We start from the raw sequence: 18,066 nt of genomic DNA on the forward strand, positions 1-18,066 counted from the left end.
ATGGCGACTATTGTGCCCCAAAACGTCACCATTGCCCCAGACGGGGAATGGAAGACTTTCCCGAGGGGACCCGGCAACGCCGGGTCCCGGACCGTTCAGTACACAGAGAACTGCTGGAAGTACTTGCGTTCGATGCCCTTGTAGGTTCCGTTCTCCAGGATCGCGCTGAGCGCCCGGTTGATGCGCTCCTTCAGCTCGACATTGCCCTTGCGCACGGCGATGCCTTCGCCGCGGCCGAGGTACTTGGGCGAGACGATCTTGCCGCCAACCCGCTCGAAGCCGACGCCGCGCGGGGTGTTCAGGAAGCCCATGTAGCCGGACACCGCGTCGTCGAACACCAGGTCCACCTCGCCGTTGTAGAGGGCCTCGTAGGCCTGGGTTGCGCTGTCGTAGCGGAGGATGGTGGCATGCGGTTCGTAGCGCGCGCTGAGCAAATTGTCGAAGGTGGTGTCACGCTGCACCCCGATGCGCTTGCCGGCCAGCCGTCGCGGGCTGAGGATCACCTCGTTGACCAGCCCTTCCCTGGCGAAGAAGAACGCCGGGGTCTGGGTGTATTTCTCGGTGAAGTCCACCAGCTGCATGCGCTCGGCGGTAATCGACATGGAGGAGACCACCAGGTCAGCGCGGCCGTCGTCGAGCGCCGGGATCAGGTCGTCCCACTCGAGGCGCACCAGCTCGCACTGGGCCCGCATCTCCGCGCAGAGGGCGTTGGCGATGTCCACGTTGAAGCCTTTCAGCCGGCCATCCTCGCCGATCTCCTCGAACGGCGGATAGGCGCCCTCCATGGCCACCTTGAGCGTTTCGGCGCGCACCGGCAACGCCACGATCAACCCCAGGGTCAGCAATCCGATCCACCGCCTGACCATATCTACTCCTTCTCGATTCCGGTTGTTTGGTTCCCGCGACCCCGGGGCCGCGACGCAATGCCTCCTGCTGCCGGCGACCGGGGCCGACAGCGGGAGAAGACGAAATCATGCAAAGCAGGGACCAGCCCTCAGGCTGACGCGCTGCCCGGTTCCAGGGCCCCCTCCTCGTCCAGCTCGGTAGACAGCACTATGCGGTCGCGCCCCGCGCGCTTGGCCTGATAGAGGGCGCGGTCGCAGCCAGGCCGTGGCATTGGCCATGCGCGGATCGAAGCCGGCTACGCCGATGCTCAGACTGATGCGCAGCTCCGGCACCTCTTCGAAACGCAACCCGGCCACCTCGTCGCGCAGGCGTTCGAGGATCTCCCGGGCCTGCAGCGGGTCAGCATCCGGCAGCACGATGCAAAACTCGTCGCCGCCATAGCGGCCGGCCAGGTCGCCGCTGCGCAGATTGCGGCGAACCCGCTCGCCCACCGCACTCAGCACGTTGTCGCCGGTGATGTGCCCGTGGCGGTCGTTGGTTATCTTGAAGTGATCGACGTCGATCAGCGCCAGACTGGCCGGCTGGCAGGTCTCCCGGTAGTGCTCGAACTCGCCGACCAGGCACTCTTTCCAGTAGCCGCGGTTGTACAGGCGAGTCAGGCTGTCGATGCGGCTCAGCTCGCGCAGGGCCTTCTTGTGCTTGCCGAGCTGGATGGCCAGCTTGTAGAGCACCAGGCCGATGGTCAGCGGATGCACCACCAGCATGGGAATGCAGGCATAGAGCTGCTGCGGGGTGGTTTCCGGAGCGAAGCCGAAGCCGAAGACGAGGATCGACAGCCCCATCCCGGCCAGTTGCAGCAGGGCACCGAGTCCGATGAAGCGCACCCCGCCGGCCGCCGTGTTGTTCATTGCCAGCATGGCCAGCATCATCACCGTGGGCAGCACGTTGAACTGGATGGTGGCGATCCAGAAACCGCCGGCCAGGGAGTCGAACAGCACGTGGCGCTGCTCGGCGGCGTAAGGCACCCGCGAGCGCACGGCGATGAAGTAGGCCAGCGGCGGCCAGACGCCGCAGTAGAGCACCAGCAGACACCACAGCCAAACCGGTGCGTCGAGTCCCCAGAGCACCCCGGCCACGGCGAGAAAGCCCACGCCCAGACCGATGGCCCGCGGCCAGAAGGCCCGGCGCACGAAGGACAGTCCCGGTCTGGCCGTATTTCTCGATCGGCGCTCGTTCATCGCTTCGCGATCAATCCCTAGCAAGATGCCCAACCCGGGCAGCGATCTAATCTAGAACTCACCAGCTCCTGAGAGTCCGCCGGACTATAGCCCATGGCCAACAAGTCCGACAGTTTTCTCGCCGTCCACGCCATCTTCCGCGCCTCTTTTGACCGGTTCCCCGCGATCCGCCAAACTTGCCTCCCAGCCCTGCGGACGCCCGCCATGTTCGGAATCCACGACCTCACCCTGTTCGTCCTCTCCGGCCTGCTGCTCAACCTGACGCCTGGCCCGGACTCGCTGCTGGTGATCACCCGCAGCGCCGCCCAAGGCTGGCTGGCCGGCGCCGCAGCGGCCCTGGGCATCGCCGCCGGCACCTGCCTGCACATCCTCGCCGCCGCCCTCGGGCTGTCCGCCCTGCTCGCCACCTCGGCCACCGCCTTCACCCTGGTCAAGCTGATGGGCGCCGCCTACCTGGTCTGGCTGGGCCTTGGTCTGCTGTTCCGTCGCCCGCACACCCGGGCGAAGCCGGCCGGAACGTCGGCGGTCAGCCTGCGGCGAGTCTTCCTGCAGGGCTTCCTGAGCAACGCCCTGAACCCCAAGGTGGCACTGTTCTTCCTGGCCTTCGTGCCGCAGTTCATCGCCCCGGACAGCCCGGACCAGACCCTTGCTTTCCTGATCCTGGGCGGCATCTTCAACCTCAACAGCCTGCTCTGGTGCCTGCTGCTGGCCGTCGCCACCACCCGGGCCAGCGCCCGCCTGCGTCCCGGCGAGGCCCTCGGTCGCTGGCTGCACCGAGCCATCGGAGGGCTGTTCATCGCGCTCGGCGTCAAGCTGTCGCTGGCCGGACGGAGCTGAAGCATGGCCCTGCACACCTGGCTGCTCTACCTGGTCGCGGTCATCGGCCTGTCGCTGACCCCTGGCCCCAACGGCCTGCTCACTCTCACCCACGGCGCACTGTACGGCCACCGCCACACCCAGTGGACCATCGTCGGCGGGGTCAGCGGCTTCGTCCTGCTGATGGCCCTGTCGATGTTCGGCATCGGCGTGCTGCTGCAGACCTCCGCCCACGCCCTGAGCATCCTCAAGTGGGTCGGCGGCGCCTACCTGATTTGGCTGGGCGTGCAGATCTGGCGCGCCCCGCCACTGCACCTGACGGCCAGCGCGCGCAGCACGCCGCCGTCCGGTCCGGCACTGCTGCGCCAGGGCCTGCTCTCGGCCGTCTCCAATCCCAAGGTAATCCTCTTCTACGGCGCCTTCCTGCCACAGTTCCTCGACCCGGCACGCTCCCTGTGGAGCCAGTTCGCAATCATGGCACTCACCTTCGCGGCCACCGAGGGGCTTACCGAATACCTGCTGGCGCGCCTCGCCCACCGCGTGCGGCCCTGGCTGGAGCGCGCCGGCAAGGGCTTCAATCGCTGCTGCGGCGGGCTGTTCGGGCTGCTGGGCGCGGCCCTGCCGCTGACCCGCTGAGCTGCCAGCCGGCACCGCGGCCGCCCGGCAGACGGTTCAGCGACTCAGGCGCTCCAGCGCCGCGGCCAGTTCGCTGATGCGCTGCTTGGTCTCCTCCACCAGCCCGTTGATCTCCCGCGCGGAGTCCGCCGAGCGCTTGGCCAGGGTGCGCACCTCGTCGGCGACCACCGCGAAGCCGCGCCCCTGCTCGCCGGCACGCGCCGCCTCGATGGCCGCGTTGAGCGACAGCAGGCTGGTCTGCGCAGCGATGCCATCGATGGCCGCGACTATCTGGCCGATCCGACTGCTGGAAGCGAGCACCGCCTCCATGGCCGCGTTGGTGGTGTCGCGCGATTCGCGCTCCTGGCTGACGTCCTTGACGAAGGCGGTGTAGGCGATCCTGCCCTCCGTGCGGATCTTCGACAGCGACAGCTGGCCCCAGACCGTGCCACCGTCCTTGCGCTCGATCTGCACCTCGCGGCTGGTGCCGACGATCTTGTCCTGGCCGCTGCGCCGGTTGGCCTCCACATAGCCGTCGTGCCGGGACTGGATCATCTGCGGCACCAGCATCTTCACGTTGCGCCCCAGCACCTCGTCGCGGGAATAACCCCAGAGGCGCTCGGCAGCGGCGTTGAAGAAGGTCACCGCGTTGTGCTCGTCGATGGTCACCACCGCGTCCAGCGCCTGCTCTAGGGTCTGGTTGATCATCTCCCGCGCCTCGCGCTCGCGGGTGATGTCCTTGACGAAGGCGGTGTAGACGATCTTCTCGCCGAGGTGGACCTTGGATAGCGACAGCTGCCCCCAGACCTTGCCGCCGTCCTTGCGCTCGATCTGCACCTCACGGCTGGTGCCGACGATCTTGTCCCGGCCACTCTGGCGGTTGGCATTGATGAAGGCATCGTGCTGAGCCTGGATCATCTGCGGTACCAGCATCTTCACGTTGCGCCCCAGCACCTCGCCGCGGGAATAGCCCCAGAGGCGCTCGGCAGCGGCGTTGAAGAAGGTCACCGCGTTGTGCTCGTCGATGGCCACCACCGCGTCTAGCGCCTGCTCCAGGGTCTGGTTGATCATCTCCCGCGCCTCACGCTCGCGGGTGATGTCCTTGACGAAGGCGGTGTAGGTGATGCGCTCTCCCTGGCGGATCTTCGACAGCGACAGACTGCCCCAGACCTTGCTGCCGTCCTTGCGCTCGATCTCCACCTCGCGGCTGGTGCCGACGATCTTGTCCCGGCCGCTCTCGCGGTTGGCGTTAACGAAGGCGTCGTGCTGCCCCTGGATCATCCGTGGCACCAGCATCTTCACGTTGCGCCCCAGCACCTCGTCGCGGGAATACCCCCAAAGGCGCTCGGCAGCGGCGTTGTAGAAGGTGATGTGATTGCGCTCGTCGATGCACACAACCGCATCCAGCGCCTGCTCCAGGGTCTGGTTGATCATCTCCCGCGCTTCGCGCTCGCGGGTGATGTCCTTGACGAAGGCGGTGTAGGTGATGCGCTCGCCCTGGCGGATCTTCGACAGCGACAGGCTGCCCCAGACCTTGCTGCCATCCTTTCGCTCGATCTCCACCTCGCGACTGGTGCCGACGATGCGGTCCTGACCGCTCTGCCGGTTGGCATCGACGTAGGCATCGTGCTGGTCCTGGATGGCGCGGGGCACCAGCAGCTTCACGTTGCGCCCCAGCACCTCGGTGCGGGAATACCCCCAAAGGCGCTCAGCGGCGGCGTTGTAGAAGGTGATGCGATTGCGCTCGTCGATGCACACAACCGCATCCAGCGCCTGCTCCAGGGTCTGCCGGAAAGCCTGATTCGAAGTGCTTCCCGGTAGGAAGGCTCCCAGTTGCAACCGTCCGTATTGCCATTTCATGCTGCCGCCTCCATCCATCAGGCTTTTTCTTGTTAGTACAGGCACGCAGGCCATCCCGGGATATCCGGGCACGATTCCATCCACAAATAGCACAATGCCATTGCACACGCGGGCGACATCTCTTCTATGCATCAGCCAAGCCAGAAAAAGCTTGAGAGAGAAGCACAACGAGCCGACCAGCGGTCATGCCACGGCCTGCGGAACGGGCGGAAAGCGGGGAAAGATGGAGATGAGAAACCGCTGCGAGGTCAGCGGCACGCAGTCTGCGCGCGGCGCCCGGACGGGCGCCGGATCAGAGGGGTTGCGACGGCCTCAGCGGCGCCGACGCGCCTCGGCCTGACGACGCTGCTCGTCGCTGCGGACCGGTACCGGCTGCAGACGCGGCGCCTCGATCAGCCCCAGGGCCACGCCCAGTTGCCACAGCCATGCGTTCAGTCGACGTTTCATGATGCCCCTCCTCAAGGTGGCCGGGTCCGGCGGCCACTACTCGCGGGCCGCTCTTGATTGCAGCTTAGAGGCTGTTTCCGAGGTATCGCAAGGAAACCCCGGCCTCTGGAGCCAACCTAGCCCACCACGGCCGCCGCCGGCGTGACCTGGATCAGCAGAGGGCTCAGCCACGCTCCACCGCCGAGCCCTGCTCGCAGGGGCCGGCATTGCGCCGCTGGTTGCGGTCCTCGCGCGGGGTGGCGCCAAAGAAGTTGCGATAGGCGCTGGAGAAGTGCGGCCCGGAGGAGAAACCGCAGGACAGACCGATCTGGATGATCGACTTGCTGGTCTGCATCAGCAGCTGGCGGGCCTTGTTCAGGCGCAGCTCCAGGTAATACTGGCTGGGCACCCGGTTCAGGTACTGCTTGAAGATACGCTCCAGCTGGCGGCGCGACACGCAGACATGCTGGGCGATCTCGTCAGTGGTCAGCGGCTCCTCGATGTTCGCCTCCATCAACAGCACCGCCTGGGTCAGCTTCGGATGACTGGAGCCGAGGCGGTTCTGCAGGGGGATGCGCTGGCGTTCGCCACCCTCGCGGATGCGCTCGACCACCAGTTCCTCGCTGACCGCACCGGCCAGCTCCGAGCCGTGGTCGCGACCGAGCACGGCAAGCAACAGATCGAGCACCGCCAGGCCGCCGCAGGCGGTCAGGCGATCACGGTCCCAGTCGAACAGATGGCTGGTGACGATGGCCTTGGGGAAACGCTCGGCGAAGTCGTCCTGCCAGCGCCAGTGCACGGCGACCCGGTAGCCATCCAGCAGGCCCAGTTGGGCCAGCGGGTAGACCCCGGCGGACAGCGCACCCAGAGTGCAGCCGCTGCGCGCCAGCTGCTTGAGAGCGTTGGCCAGCGGCGGGGCGAGGCTCGCCGGCGGCTCGTCGGCCACCAGGAAGAGCTTCTGCAAGCCGTCCAGACGGCCCGTCCAAGGCTCGCCCGGCAGGCGCCAGCCGCCTGTGTCCTCAACCGGCTCGGCCTGCAGGAAGAGCTGCTCGTACACCACCTCGGGATGCAGGCGCTGGGCGGTCCGCAGGGCTTCCTCGGCCAGGGCGAGGGTCATCGGCCGGGTGCTGGGCCAGAGCAGAAACGCGATTCGATGGATGGTCATGTCGGGCAGTCTAGCCGTTCGCGCTTATTTCAGGCTGCCGGACAGGAACTGCCTGAGCCGCTCGGACTGCGGGTTGGCCAGCACTTCCCTGGGGCAGCCACGCTCCTCCACCAGGCCCTTGTGGAGGAACAGCAGCTGATTGGATACCTCGCGGGCAAAGCCCATCTCGTGGGTCACCACCACCATGGTGCGGCCCTCGGTGGCCAGGTCCTGCATCACCTTGAGCACCTCGCCCACCAGCTCCGGATCGAGCGCCGAGGTGGGCTCGTCGAACAGCATCACCTCCGGCTCCATGGCCAGGGCTCGGGCGATGGCCACGCGCTGCTGCTCGCCACCGGACATGTGCGCCGGATAGGCATCCTTGCGGTGCGCCACGCCGACCTTGGCCAGGTAGTGCTCGGCCTTCTCGATGGCCTCCTTCTTCGGCACCCCCAGCACATGCACCGGCGCCTCTATGACGTTCTCCAGGGCGCTCATGTGCGACCACAGGTTGAAATGCTGGAAGACCATGGCCAGACGCGAGCGCATGCGCTGTAGCTGGCGGGCGTCGGCGGCCTTCAGCCCGCCGTTCTTGCAGGGCACCAGCCTGAGTTCCTCGCCATTGAGGAGGATCTTGCCGCTATGCGGCTGCTCCAGCAGGTTGATGCAGCGCAGGAAGGTGCTCTTGCCCGAGCCGCTGGAGCCGATGATGCTGATCACGTCGCCGGCCTTGGCGGCCAGCGAGACGCCCTTGAGCACCTCGTGATCACCGTAGCGCTTGTGCAGGTCTTGGACTTCGAGTTTGTACATGGCGGCTCTCGCTCAGTGCTTGCGCGGTGCCAGGTACGCGAGCCAGCGGCGCTCGGCCAGCTTGAACAGACGCACCAGGATGTAGGTCAGGATCAGGTAGAAGACGCCGGCGGTGATGTAGGCCTCGAACGGCAGGAAGAACTGCGAGTTGACGGTCTTGGCCGCGCCGGTGATGTCGACCAGGGTCACCACCGAGGCCAGGCTGGTGGTGTGCAGCATCATGATCACCTCGTTGCTGTACTGCGGCAGCGCGCGGCGCAGCGCCGAGGGCAGGAGGATGCGCCGGTATAGCTTGGCACGCGACATGCCCATGGCCTTGGCCGCCTCGATCTCCCCGGGCGGCGTGGCCCTGAGACTGCCAGCGAGGATTTCCGCGGTGTAGGCGCTGGTGTTGATGGCGAAGGCCAGGCAGGCGCAGAAGGTGGCGTTGGACAGGTACGGCCACAGAGCGCTCTCGCGCACCGACTCGAACTGGGCCAGGCCGTAGTAGATCAGGAACAGCTGCACCAGCATGGGCGTGCCGCGGATCACGTAGGTGTACAGCCAGGCCGGGAAGTTCACCCATGGCTGCCTGGAGACGCGCATCAGCGCCAGCGGCACGGCCGCCAGCAGCCCCAGGGCCAGGGAGATCAAGAGCAGCTTGACGGTTACCAGCACGCCGCTGAAGTAGAGCGGCAGGCTGTCCCAGATCACGGAGAAGTCGAGAATCATGCGGGCGTTCCGTCAGAGTTCGGCGACCTTGATGCCGGCCGAATAGCGTTTTTCCAGGTAGCGCAGGGCCAGCAGCGAAACGCTGGTCAGCACCAGGTACAGGGCGGCCACGGCGAGGAAGAAGGTGAAGGGCTCGCGGGTCGCGTCGCCGGCGCTCTTGGCCCGGGCCATCATGTCCTGCAGGCCGACCAGGGAAATCAGCGCGGTGGCCTTGGTGAGCACCAGCCAGTTGTTGGTGAAGCCGGGGATGGCCAGGCGGATCATCTGCGGCACCAGGATGCGCAGGAACACCCGCGCCGGGCTCATGCCGTAGGCCATGCCGGCCTCGGCCTGGCCGCGGGGAATGGCCATGAAGGCGCCGCGGAAGGTTTCCGACAGGTAGGCGCCGTAGATGAAGCCCAAGGTGAGCACCCCGGCGGCGAACGGGTGGATGTCGATGTAGTCCTCGTAGCCGAACAGCGGCGCCACCCGGTTGAGGATGTCCTGGCCGCCGTAGAACACCAGCAGGATCAGTACCAGTTCCGGGATGCCGCGGATCACCGTAGCGTAGATGTCGCCGAGCACGGCCAGCCAGCGCACCGGCGACAGACGGAGGGCCGCGCCGAGCAGGCCGAGCGCGGTGGCCAGGGCCATGGACAACAGCGCCAGCTGCAAGGTGAGCCAGGCGCCATCGAGAATGGTCGAGCCGTAGCCGTGGAGCATGAATCAATCCTCGAGAGAACGGCGAAGCGCCGGGCGGAGTGCTCCCCTGAGGGGCTGACGGGGAGGGCCTGCACCCTCCCCCGAGGCGGCATTACTCGCCGTAGACGTCGAAGCTGAAGTACTTGTCCTGGATTTCCTTGTACTTGCCGCTGGCGCGGATCGCCAGGATGGCCGCGCTGATCTTGTCGCGCAGCTCGGTGTCGCCCTTGCGAACGGCGATGCCCTGGCCTTCGCCGAAGTATTTCTTGTCGGTGAAGTCCGGGCCCACGAAGGCGAAGCCCTTGCCGGCGTCGGTCTTCAGGAAGCCGTCCTCGATGTTCACCGAGTCGGCCAGGGTGGCATCCAGGCGGCCGGCGGCCAGGTCGAGGAACACCTCGTTCTGCGAGGTGTAGCGGACGATCTCGGCGCCGGCCGGGGCGAAGACATCGGTGGCGTAGCGGTCATACACCGAGGAGCGCTGCACGCCGACCTTCTTGCCCTTGAGGTCTTCCGGGGCATTCATCACGCTGCCGGCCTTCATCGCCAGCTTGGCCGGGGTGGCGTAGTACTTGCCGGTGAAGTCCACCGAGCGCTTGCGCTCCTCGGTGATCGACATGGAGGACAGGATGGCGTCGAACTTGCGCACCTTGAGCGCCGGGATCAGGCCGTCGAACTCCTGCTCGATCCACACGCACTTGACCTTCATTTCCTCGCACAGGGCGTTGCCGATGTCGTAGTCGAAACCGACGATGCTGCCGTCCGGAGCCTTGGACGCAAAGGGCGGGTAGGCCGCCTCGATCCCGATGCGCAGCGGCTTGGCGTCCTCGGCAGTGGCGAAGGCCGAGAGGGCGGACAGCGCCAGTGCGCCGAGAAGTGCGATCTTCTTCATCTTTTGACTCCTGGGAATTGGTTAGCGAGGGGCAGCATACGCCAAGGCCCGTGCCTGGAAATGGAATTGTAGAAAGAGTCTCCGCCCCGGGCCCGGAAGCGGGTCACGGGAGCGGTTCCAGTCGAGTGAGCGGCATTCTAGCGGCAGCCCCGGGGTCGTTATTTCCACAATGCGACAACTAATTACAAATGCATTGGCGGAAGCTGACGGATGCCTTGACAGACTCGAAAAAAGATGAACAAACGAAAGGTCGCGCAAACTGATTTTTAAAGCAATATTCGCGCCCGCTTCCAACAAGCCCAGAAACGACGCGGCCTGGCGGGCTAGACCGGTTTTCCGGATACCCGAAAAAACGCCCCACGATGGTGCCCGGCGTTTCCTTCCACCCCACGTAGGCGCAACGACGTTACCGGCTCAGCCTTCCCGGCTCGCCTGGAAGCGCGGCCAGACCAGGCTGAAGCAGGCACCGCCGAGACTCTGGCTGTCGCCGATCAGGGCGCGGCCGCCATGCCAGTAGATGATCCGCCGCACGATGGACAGTCCCAGACCGTGGCCGCCGGAGGTCCGGGCGCGACTGTCGTCGAGGCGCATGAAGGGGCGGAACAGGCGCTCGCGGGCGCTTTCCGGCACGCCCGGGCCGTCGTCCTCCACGTCCAGCCGGCACTGCTGCCCTTCGATGCGGTAGCTCAGCCGCACGCGGCTCTCGGCGTGCCGCAGGGCGTTGCTCACCAGATTCTGCAGGGCGCGCTGCAGGTAGCGCGGCTCGGCCTCCACCAGGCTGCTGCCATCCTCCGCCGGCTGCAGCCGGCCGCGTTCGACGCGGATGTGGCCGTGCAGGGGCGCCAGGTCGGCGATCACCTGGTCGAGCAGTGCCGCCAGGTCCACCTTCTGAAACTCCAGGGCCGGCGAGCCCTGCTCCAGGCGCGCATAGACCAGCATCTCGTCGACCAGCTTGTCGAGCTCCTGGATGTCGCTGTCCATGCCCTCCAGGTACTTGCGACGCGCCTCCTCGGTCTCGGCGTCGGCGATCATCTCCAGACCGAAGCGCAGGCGCGCCACCGGCGTGCGCAGCTCGTGGGACACCGCGCGGACCAGCTCACGCTGCATGTTCAGCGAACTCTGCAGGTGCTCGGCCATGGCGTTGAAGGCCGCGGCCAGGCGCCCCACCGAATCCGCACCGCCGGTCGGCACCCGCGACTCCAGGCGCCCGCTGGCGATCCGCGTGGCGGCGCTTTCCACCGCCTGCAGGCGCTGCTCCAGCTGACGCACCAGCAGGTAGACCACCAGGCCGATCAGGCTCAGGCCGAGCACGGTGATCAGCACCAGCAGCTGCGGCGGATAGGGATTCATCTGGTACAGCGGGCCGAGCTCCAGCACCCAGGGCGTGCCCACCAGCCCGGCGAACACATGGATGGAGTCGCCGCCCTTGCCGAGCGCCATCACGGTATCGCCCTCCTCCACCCGGCGGCTCTGGTCGGCATCCAGCCCGGCGTTCTCCAGGCGCACCAGCTTGAGATCGAAGCCGAAGCGCTTGTCCTCCTTGAGCTGCGCCAGGCGCGCCGGCTGCTCGGCGGCCGGGTAGCGCACCAGCTCGTCGGCGAGCAGGAACAGCGTGGCCCGCGCCAGCTGCTCGCTGATCTGCCGGATCTCGCCGACCAGCACCAGGCCCTGCTCGGCACTGACCAGGCGGTAGACCCGCGCCGCATGGGGGCCGGTCAGCTCCACCAGCACCTGGCCGCCGAGCAGGCGGTTGCGCATGCTCTGGTCCAGGGGCTGCTCGGCGAGCGGCTCGATGCCCAGCGGGATACCCAGCAGGCGCCCCCAGATCGCGGTGGCACGACGCCGCTCCACCGGGGTCATGTCCCGCAGGTTGTCGGCCATCAGATTGAAGGTGCCGCGCGCCAGGCGCTCGCGGTACTGCTCGAAGCGCACCTCGTTGACCAGGTGCAGGCTGAGCACGCCGAGCATCGCCACCAGGACCAGCACGGCGAGCATGCCGCCGTAGATGCGCAGGAAGATCGATTTCATCACCGCGGCTTCCTATATGGCTGGCAGACGTCCGGGCGCCGGCCGGTCCGGGACATGCGCAGGACGCTCACAGCGGCCCTTCGGCCGCTTCGCCGACGAACAGGTAGCCCTTGCTGCGCACCGTCTTGATCAGCCGCGGGTGCATGGGGTCGTCGCCGATCTTCGGGCGGATGCGCGAAATGCGCACGTCGATGGAGCGGTCCTGGCCGTCGTACTCGATGCCGCGCAGCACGCTGAATATCTCCTCGCGAGAGAGGATGCGCCCGGCGTTGGAGGCGAGCAGCCAGAGCAGATCGAACTCGGCGCTGGTCAGCTCGATGGGCGCGCCGCGCAGCCAGGCCTCGCGCATTCCCTGGTCGATCACCAGGGGGCCGAACTCCAGGCGCCGCGGCCCTTCCCCGCCGGCCGGCGCCTCCAGGCGGCGCAGCATGGCGCGGATGCGCGCCAGTAGCACGCGAGGGCGTACCGGCTTGCACACGTAATCGTCGGCGCCGGTTTCCAGGCCGAGCACCTGATCCATGTCGTCGCTACGCGCGGTGAGCATCAGGATCGGCCCCTTGTAGCGGTCGCGCACCTTGCGGCAGATGGACAGGCCGTCCTCGCCCGGCAGCATCAGGTCGAGGATCACCAGATCCGGACGCTCGGCGAGAATGCGCTGCGCCGCCCTGGCGCCATCGGCCTCGATGGTCACCTGCAGGCCGTGGGCCGCCAGGTAGTCCCTGGTCAACTCGGCGAGGCGCTGGTCGTCCTCGACGATCAGAATGTGCCAGGCTGTCTGCTCCATCTATGCCTCCCCGATCCGCCGACGCGCGGCATTGTAGCAATGCCCCGGACGACGTCACGCCACTCTTGACCAATCCCTATATCTTGTGTCTCGGCCACCAGGCCCACGGGGCGCCCGATGGCAAGAAAAAATCTCGCGAAAGGCACGACGAATGGCACGTTCCGATCTCGCCCAGCAACCATCGGAGCTTGCGAAACTTACCCCAAAGTAACCCACAAGGTTATCCACAGATCGACGGCTTGCCTTCCCCGGCACACCGCACTATCTTGTATCGCCACCGTAACCGCCCCCTAGATGTTGTGGTCAGGTTCACAGCGCAACACTAAAAGAAGTTGCACCAGCGGCAGGCACGGAGCCCCGGAAAGTGCATAGAAAGCGTCCAGATTCCGGCCCAGCGCAACCGCGCCGGCCAATGCCCCGAGGATCGCGAGCGACGCGTCGGGGAGCCTTTTCCGGTGTACCCGTGCCCAAGGACGCACCACAAGATGTAGTAGTGCTGGCACGAAAATCGCCAGCGAGACTTGGAGCCAGGGAAGTGCCGAAGTCCAGACATCTTCCCTATTCCCAAAGCAGTTCCCGATCGTTCGGTTGAAGCCGCGCGCCGGGTGTTTTTGTCAACAAAGTGCAAGGGCACCCAGAGGTGCCGTAGCCATTTCAGAGATCGCGGAGACCTCCCATGCAGACCGAAACCACCAGTGAGAAGCCTAAGGCCGGCGTGCCTCCGGTCGCCGACGCAACCCCGGACGTGAGCGCCACTGCTCCCGGCCAGCTGCGCGTGATCAAACGCAACGGCACCGTGGTGCCGTACACCGACGACAAGATCACGGTGGCCATCACCAAGGCCTTTCTCGCTGTGGAAGGCGGTACTGCCGCAGCCTCCTCGCGCATTCATGAGACCGTCCGGCGCCTGACCGAACAGGTCACCGCCACCTTCAAGCGGCGCATGCCCTCCGGCGGCACCATCCACATCGAGGAGATCCAGGACCAGGTGGAACTGGCCCTGATGCGTGCCGGCGAACACAAGGTCGCCCGCGACTACGTGCTGTACCGCGAGGCCCGCGCTCAGGAGCGCAAGCGCAGCGCCGCCGCGGCCGAAGAAGTGGCCCAGCCGCACCCGAGCATCCGCGTCACCCGCGAGGACGGCAGCCTGCAGCCGCTCGACCTGGGCCGCCTGCAGACCATCATCCGCGAGGCCTGCGAAGGACTGGCCGAGGTGGACGGCGCGCTGATCGAGCGCGACACCCTGAAGAACCTCTACGACGGCGTCTCCGAGAAGGACGTCAACACCGCCCTGGTGATGACCGCGCGCACCCTGGTGGAACGCGAGCCGAACTACTCCTACGTCACCGCCCGCCTGCTGATGGACACCCTGCGCGCCGAAGCCTTGGGCTTCCTCGGCGTCGCCGAGAGCGCCACCCACCACGAGATGGCCGAGCTCTACGCCAAGGCCCTGCCGGTGTACGTGGAAAAGGGCATCGAGTTCGAACTGCTCGATCCCAAGCTGCGCGAGTTCGACCTGGCCAAGCTGGGCGCCGCGCTGAACCACGAGCGCGACCAGCAGTTCACCTACCTGGGCCTGCAGACCCTCTACGACCGCTACTTCCTGCACAAGGACGGCATCCGCTTCGAGCTGCCGCAGGTGTTCTTCATGCGCGTCGCCATGGGCCTGGCCATCGAGGAACCGCAGAAGGAAGAGCGCGCCATCGAGTTCTACAACCTGCTGTCGTCGTTCGACTACATGGCGTCCACCCCGACCCTGTTCAACGCCGGCACCCTGCGCCCGCAGCTGTCCTCCTGCTACCTGACCACCGTGCCGGACGACCTCTCCGGCATCTACCAGGCGATCCACGACAACGCCATGCTCTCCAAGTTCGCCGGCGGCCTGGGCAACGACTGGACCCCGGTGCGCGCCCTGGGCTCCTACATCAAGGGCACCAACGGCAAGAGCCAGGGCGTCGTGCCCTTCCTCAAGGTGGTCAACGACACCGCGGTGGCGGTCAACCAGGGCGGCAAGCGCAAGGGCGCCGTGTGCGCCTACCTGGAAACCTGGCACCTGGACATCGAGGAATTCCTCGAGCTGCGCAAGAACACCGGTGACGACCGCCGTCGTACCCACGACATGAACACCGCGAACTGGATTCCGGACCTGTTCATGAAGCGCGTCTTCGAGGACCGCGAATGGACCCTGTTCTCCCCCTCCGACGTACCGGACCTGCACGACCTCACCGGCAAGGCCTTCGAGGAGCGCTACGAGTACTACGAGGAGCTGACCAAGTACGGCAAGATCAAGCTGTACAAGACCGTCCAGGCCAAGGATCTGTGGCGCAAGATGCTCTCGATGCTGTTCGAGACCGGCCACCCCTGGCTGACCTTCAAGGACCCGTGCAACCTGCGCAGCCCGCAGCAGCACGTGGGCGTAGTGCACAGCTCGAACCTGTGCACCGAGATCACCCTGAACACCAACGCCGACGAGATCGCCGTGTGCAACCTGGGTTCGGTGAACCTGGTCAACCACATCGTCGACGGCAAGCTCGACCTGGCCAAGCTGGAGAAGACCGTCCGCACCGCGGTACGCATGCTCGATAACGTCATCGACATCAACTACTACTCGGTGCCCCAGGCGAAGAACTCCAACCTCAAGCACCGCCCGGTCGGCCTCGGCATCATGGGCTTCCAGGACGCCCTGTACCTGCAGCACATCCCCTACGGCTCCGACGCCGCCGTGGAGTTCGCCGACAAGTCCATGGAGGCCATCAGCTACTTCGCCATCCAGGCCTCCTGCGACCTGGCCGACGAACGCGGCGCCTACAGCAGCTTCGACGGCTCGCTGTGGAGCAAGGGCATCCTGCCGCTCGACTCCCTGCAGATCCTCGCCGAGCAGCGCGGCGAGAAGTACATCGAAGTCGACCGCAGCAGCACCCTGGACTGGGCTCCGGTGCGCGAGCGCGTGAAGAAGGGCATCCGCAACTCCAACATCATGGCCATCGCGCCGACCGCGACCATCGCCAACATCACCGGCGTGTCGCAGTCCATCGAGCCGACCTACCAGAACCTCTACGTGAAGTCGAACCTCTCCGGCGAGTTCACCGTGATCAACCCCTACCTGGTCCGCGACCTGAAGAACCGCGGCCTGTGGGATGCGGTCATGGTCAACGACCTGAAGTACTACGACGGCTCCGTGCAGCAGATCGAACGGGTGCCGCAGGATCTCAAGGAGCTCTACGCCACCGCCTTCGAAGTCGAGCCGCGCTGGATCGTCGAAGCCGCCAGCCGCCGGCAGAAGTGGATCGACCAGGCCCAGTCGCTGAACCTGTACATCTCCGGCGCCTCGGGCAAGAAGCTGGACGTCACCTACCGCATGGCCTGGTACCGCGGTCTGAAGACCACCTACTACCTCCGTGCCCTGGCCGCCACCAGCACCGAGAAATCCACCATCAACACCGGCAAGCTCAACGCCGTGTCCTCGGTGATCGACGAAAGCCTGCAGGCCGCCCCGCAACCGGCCCCGGTGCCCAAGGCCTGCAGCATCGACAACCCGGACTGCGAAGCCTGCCAGTAACAACACGGCAAGCTGCGAGCCACAAGCGGCAGCCGCCCGCCATGGCCAAAGCGTGCACAGCCTAGAGAAAGGGGCCGGGACTTCCCGGCCCCCGTACCGAACCACAGCGCAGCCAGCCGGCTGCACCAGAAAGGAGCCCCGACATGCTCAGCTGGGATGAATTCGACAAGGAAGACGGCGCCGAAGCGGTAGCCGCCAAGCCCGCGGCCCCCATAGTCACCGCCGCCCTCGACAGGCTCGACGACGAAGCCGCCGGCTCCGTGGAAGACGCCCGCGCCGTCTCCTCCGCCGACTCCGACGCCGTCGCCCGCGCCAAGAAGGCCCTCGACGACCTCGACATCCAGGAAGGCCTCAACGACCTGGAAGGCGCCGCCGCCCGCGTGCAGGTGGACGAAAAGCGCATGATCAACTGCCGCGCCGACCTCAACCAGCTGGTGCCCTTCAAGTACGACTGGGCCTGGCAGAAGTACCTGGACGGCTGCGCCAACCACTGGATGCCGCAGGAAATCAACATGAATGCGGACATCGCCCTGTGGAAGAGCAAGGACGGCCTCACCGAGGACGAACGGCGCATCGTCAAGCGCAGCCTCGGCTTCTTCTCCACCGCCGACTCCCTGGTGGCCAACAACCTGGTGCTCGCCGTCTACCGCCTGATCACCAACCCTGAATGCCGCCAGTACATCCTGCGCCAGGCCTTCGAGGAAGCCATCCACACCCACGCCTACCAGTACTGCATCGAATCGCTGGGCATGGACGAAGGCGAAATATTCAACATGTACCACGAGATTCCCAGCGTCGCTAAGAAGGCTTCCTGGGGCCTCAAGTACACCCGCTCGATCTCCGACCCGACCTTCACCACCGGCACCCCGGAGACCGACCGCCAGTTCCTCAAGAACCTGATCGCCTACTACTGCGTGCTGGAAGGCATCTTCTTCTACTGCGGCTTCACCCAGATCCTCTCCATGGGCCGCCGCAACAAGATGACCGGCACCGCCGAGCAGTTCCAGTACATCCTCCGCGACGAGTCCATGCACCTGAACTTCGGCATCGACATGATCAACCAGATCAAGATCGAGAACCCGCACCTGTGGGATGCCCAGATGAAGGACGACGCCACCCAGATGATTCTCCAGGGCACCCAGCTGGAGATCGAATACGCCCGCGACACCATGCCGCGCGGCGTGCTGGGCATGAACGCGGCGATGATGGAGGAATACCTGAAGTTCATCGCCAACCGCCGGCTGACCCAGATCGGCCTCAAGGAAGAATTCCCGGGGGCGACCAACCCGTTCCCGTGGATGAGCGAGATCATGGACCTGAAGAAGGAGAAGAACTTCTTCGAGACTCGCGTGATCGAGTATCAGACGGGTGGTGCTCTGAGCTGGGATTGATGCCTGGGGTCTAGACCGTTAGGGAAACTCTGAAAAAGACTTCCTGATTTGGCAAAATCCGCCGACTTCACCCGCAGAGCTTTCCGATGAAGCAGATGACCTTCGCCGACGCCGAGTACGCCGGCAAGCGCAAGCAGACCCGCAAGGAACTGTTCCTGATCGAAATGGAACAGGTGGTGCCGTGGCAGGGCCTGATCGCCCTGATCGAGCCGCACTACCCGAAGGGTGAAGGCGGTCGTCCCGCCTATCCGCTGATGGCGATGCTGCG

The 18,066-nt window shown here is 65.9% G+C and carries 16 protein-coding genes; 5 read left to right on the forward strand and 11 right to left on the reverse strand.

The window, feature by feature from the left end; translation table 11 throughout:
• Positions 1–95: 95 nt before the first annotated feature.
• Together H165_RS0106020 and H165_RS18415 are read right to left on the reverse strand one after the other, a co-directional pair.
• Entirely contained in the window at positions 96–866 is a 771-nt protein-coding gene (locus H165_RS0106020; RefSeq protein WP_026146397.1) for a transporter substrate-binding domain-containing protein, read from the reverse strand.
• 105 nt (positions 867–971) lie between these two features.
• Positions 972–2,084: a diguanylate cyclase gene (locus H165_RS18415; RefSeq protein WP_345938825.1), complete on the reverse strand. Its 1,113-nt coding sequence runs from the start codon at positions 2,082–2,084 to the stop codon at positions 972–974.
• A gap of 204 nt (positions 2,085–2,288) precedes the next feature.
• On the opposite strand from H165_RS18415, the gene H165_RS0106030 reads away from it, so the two are divergent.
• Both H165_RS0106030 and H165_RS0106035 read left to right on the forward strand, forming a co-directional pair.
• On the forward strand, positions 2,289–2,921 hold the full coding sequence (locus H165_RS0106030) for a LysE family translocator (RefSeq protein ID WP_017938011.1): 633 nt from the start codon (positions 2,289–2,291) through the stop codon (positions 2,919–2,921).
• Between the two features lie 3 nt (positions 2,922–2,924).
• Positions 2,925–3,536, forward strand: a complete 612-nt coding sequence (locus tag H165_RS0106035; RefSeq protein ID WP_017938012.1) for a LysE family translocator — start codon at positions 2,925–2,927, stop codon at positions 3,534–3,536.
• Positions 3,537–3,572: 36 nt separating this feature from the next.
• On the opposite strand, the gene H165_RS20085 is transcribed toward H165_RS0106035, so the two are convergent.
• The 9 genes from H165_RS20085 to H165_RS0106080 all read right to left on the reverse strand — a co-directional run bounded on the left by H165_RS20085 (position 3,573) and on the right by H165_RS0106080 (position 12,848).
• A complete protein-coding gene (locus H165_RS20085; protein WP_155943585.1) occupies positions 3,573–5,375 on the reverse strand; it encodes a PAS domain S-box protein in 1,803 nt (600 codons plus the stop codon).
• A 312-nt stretch (positions 5,376–5,687) separates the two neighbouring features.
• Entirely contained in the window at positions 5,688–5,822 is a 135-nt protein-coding gene (locus tag H165_RS20090) for a PA1414 family protein (protein ID WP_017938014.1), read from the reverse strand.
• Between the two features lie 163 nt (positions 5,823–5,985).
• Positions 5,986–6,966 carry a transcriptional regulator ArgR gene (gene argR / locus H165_RS0106050; protein ID WP_017938015.1) on the reverse strand — a complete coding sequence of 327 codons (981 nt, stop codon included), beginning with the start codon at positions 6,964–6,966 and terminating at the stop codon, positions 5,986–5,988.
• 24 nt (positions 6,967–6,990) lie between these two features.
• The gene (locus H165_RS0106055; protein WP_017938016.1) at positions 6,991–7,755 is read right to left on the reverse strand and encodes an ABC transporter ATP-binding protein; all 765 of its coding nucleotides are present in this window, start codon (positions 7,753–7,755) and stop codon (positions 6,991–6,993) included.
• A gap of 12 nt (positions 7,756–7,767) precedes the next feature.
• On the reverse strand, positions 7,768–8,466 hold the full coding sequence (locus H165_RS0106060) for an ABC transporter permease (RefSeq protein WP_017938017.1): 699 nt from the start codon (positions 8,464–8,466) through the stop codon (positions 7,768–7,770).
• 12 nt (positions 8,467–8,478) lie between these two features.
• Positions 8,479–9,168, reverse strand: a complete 690-nt coding sequence (locus H165_RS0106065) for an ABC transporter permease (protein WP_017938018.1) — start codon at positions 9,166–9,168, stop codon at positions 8,479–8,481.
• A 91-nt stretch (positions 9,169–9,259) separates the two neighbouring features.
• Positions 9,260–10,036 (reverse strand): ABC transporter substrate-binding protein, encoded by a 777-nt coding sequence (locus H165_RS0106070; protein WP_017938019.1) that lies wholly within the window; start codon positions 10,034–10,036, stop codon positions 9,260–9,262.
• A gap of 414 nt (positions 10,037–10,450) precedes the next feature.
• A complete protein-coding gene (locus H165_RS0106075; RefSeq protein WP_017938020.1) occupies positions 10,451–12,064 on the reverse strand; it encodes an ATP-binding protein in 1,614 nt (537 codons plus the stop codon).
• A gap of 67 nt (positions 12,065–12,131) precedes the next feature.
• Positions 12,132–12,848, reverse strand: coding sequence for a response regulator (locus H165_RS0106080; protein WP_017938021.1), 717 nt, complete (start codon positions 12,846–12,848; stop codon positions 12,132–12,134).
• A gap of 676 nt (positions 12,849–13,524) precedes the next feature.
• Between H165_RS0106080 and H165_RS0106085 the strand changes: the two genes are divergently transcribed.
• From H165_RS0106085 to H165_RS0106095, 3 genes are all read left to right on the forward strand, one after another.
• Entirely contained in the window at positions 13,525–16,407 is a 2,883-nt protein-coding gene (locus H165_RS0106085; RefSeq protein WP_017938022.1) for a ribonucleoside-diphosphate reductase subunit alpha, read from the forward strand.
• Positions 16,408–16,550: 143 nt separating this feature from the next.
• Complete coding sequence (locus H165_RS0106090; protein WP_017938023.1) at positions 16,551–17,798, forward strand: ribonucleotide-diphosphate reductase subunit beta; 1,248 nt, start codon at positions 16,551–16,553, stop codon at positions 17,796–17,798.
• 86 nt (positions 17,799–17,884) lie between these two features.
• Positions 17,885–18,066: IS5/IS1182 family transposase (locus H165_RS0106095; RefSeq protein ID WP_017938024.1), on the forward strand; the 182-nt coding region annotated here is incomplete at its 3' end.

The sequence above is a fragment of the Pseudomonas thermotolerans DSM 14292 genome (assembly GCF_000364625.1).
Taxonomy (GTDB): Bacteria; Pseudomonadota; Gammaproteobacteria; order Pseudomonadales; family Pseudomonadaceae; genus Aquipseudomonas; species Aquipseudomonas thermotolerans.

Excerpts from the sequence above, each read along its gene's own strand:
- H165_RS0106020 (WP_026146397.1), bottom strand. The coding sequence starts at position 866 with ATGGTCAGGCGGTGGATCGGATTGCTGACCCTGGGGTTGATCGTGGCG.
- argR (WP_017938015.1), bottom strand. The coding sequence starts at position 6,966 with ATGACCATCCATCGAATCGCGTTTCTGCTCTGGCCCAGCACCCGGCCG.
- H165_RS0106080 (WP_017938021.1), bottom strand. The coding sequence starts at position 12,848 with ATGGAGCAGACAGCCTGGCACATTCTGATCGTCGAGGACGACCAGCGC.
- H165_RS20085 (WP_155943585.1), bottom strand. The coding sequence starts at position 5,375 with ATGAAATGGCAATACGGACGGTTGCAACTGGGAGCCTTCCTACCGGGA.
- H165_RS0106090 (WP_017938023.1), top strand. The coding sequence starts at position 16,551 with ATGCTCAGCTGGGATGAATTCGACAAGGAAGACGGCGCCGAAGCGGTA.
- H165_RS18415 (WP_345938825.1), bottom strand. The coding sequence starts at position 2,084 with ATGAACGAGCGCCGATCGAGAAATACGGCCAGACCGGGACTGTCCTTC.
- H165_RS0106075 (WP_017938020.1), bottom strand. The coding sequence starts at position 12,064 with ATGAAATCGATCTTCCTGCGCATCTACGGCGGCATGCTCGCCGTGCTG.
- H165_RS0106035 (WP_017938012.1), top strand. The coding sequence starts at position 2,925 with ATGGCCCTGCACACCTGGCTGCTCTACCTGGTCGCGGTCATCGGCCTG.
- H165_RS20090 (WP_017938014.1), bottom strand. The coding sequence starts at position 5,822 with ATGAAACGTCGACTGAACGCATGGCTGTGGCAACTGGGCGTGGCCCTG.
- H165_RS0106055 (WP_017938016.1), bottom strand. The coding sequence starts at position 7,755 with ATGTACAAACTCGAAGTCCAAGACCTGCACAAGCGCTACGGTGATCAC.
- H165_RS0106060 (WP_017938017.1), bottom strand. The coding sequence starts at position 8,466 with ATGATTCTCGACTTCTCCGTGATCTGGGACAGCCTGCCGCTCTACTTC.
- H165_RS0106065 (WP_017938018.1), bottom strand. The coding sequence starts at position 9,168 with ATGCTCCACGGCTACGGCTCGACCATTCTCGATGGCGCCTGGCTCACC.
- H165_RS0106070 (WP_017938019.1), bottom strand. The coding sequence starts at position 10,036 with ATGAAGAAGATCGCACTTCTCGGCGCACTGGCGCTGTCCGCCCTCTCG.
- H165_RS0106030 (WP_017938011.1), top strand. The coding sequence starts at position 2,289 with ATGTTCGGAATCCACGACCTCACCCTGTTCGTCCTCTCCGGCCTGCTG.
- H165_RS0106085 (WP_017938022.1), top strand. The coding sequence starts at position 13,525 with ATGCAGACCGAAACCACCAGTGAGAAGCCTAAGGCCGGCGTGCCTCCG.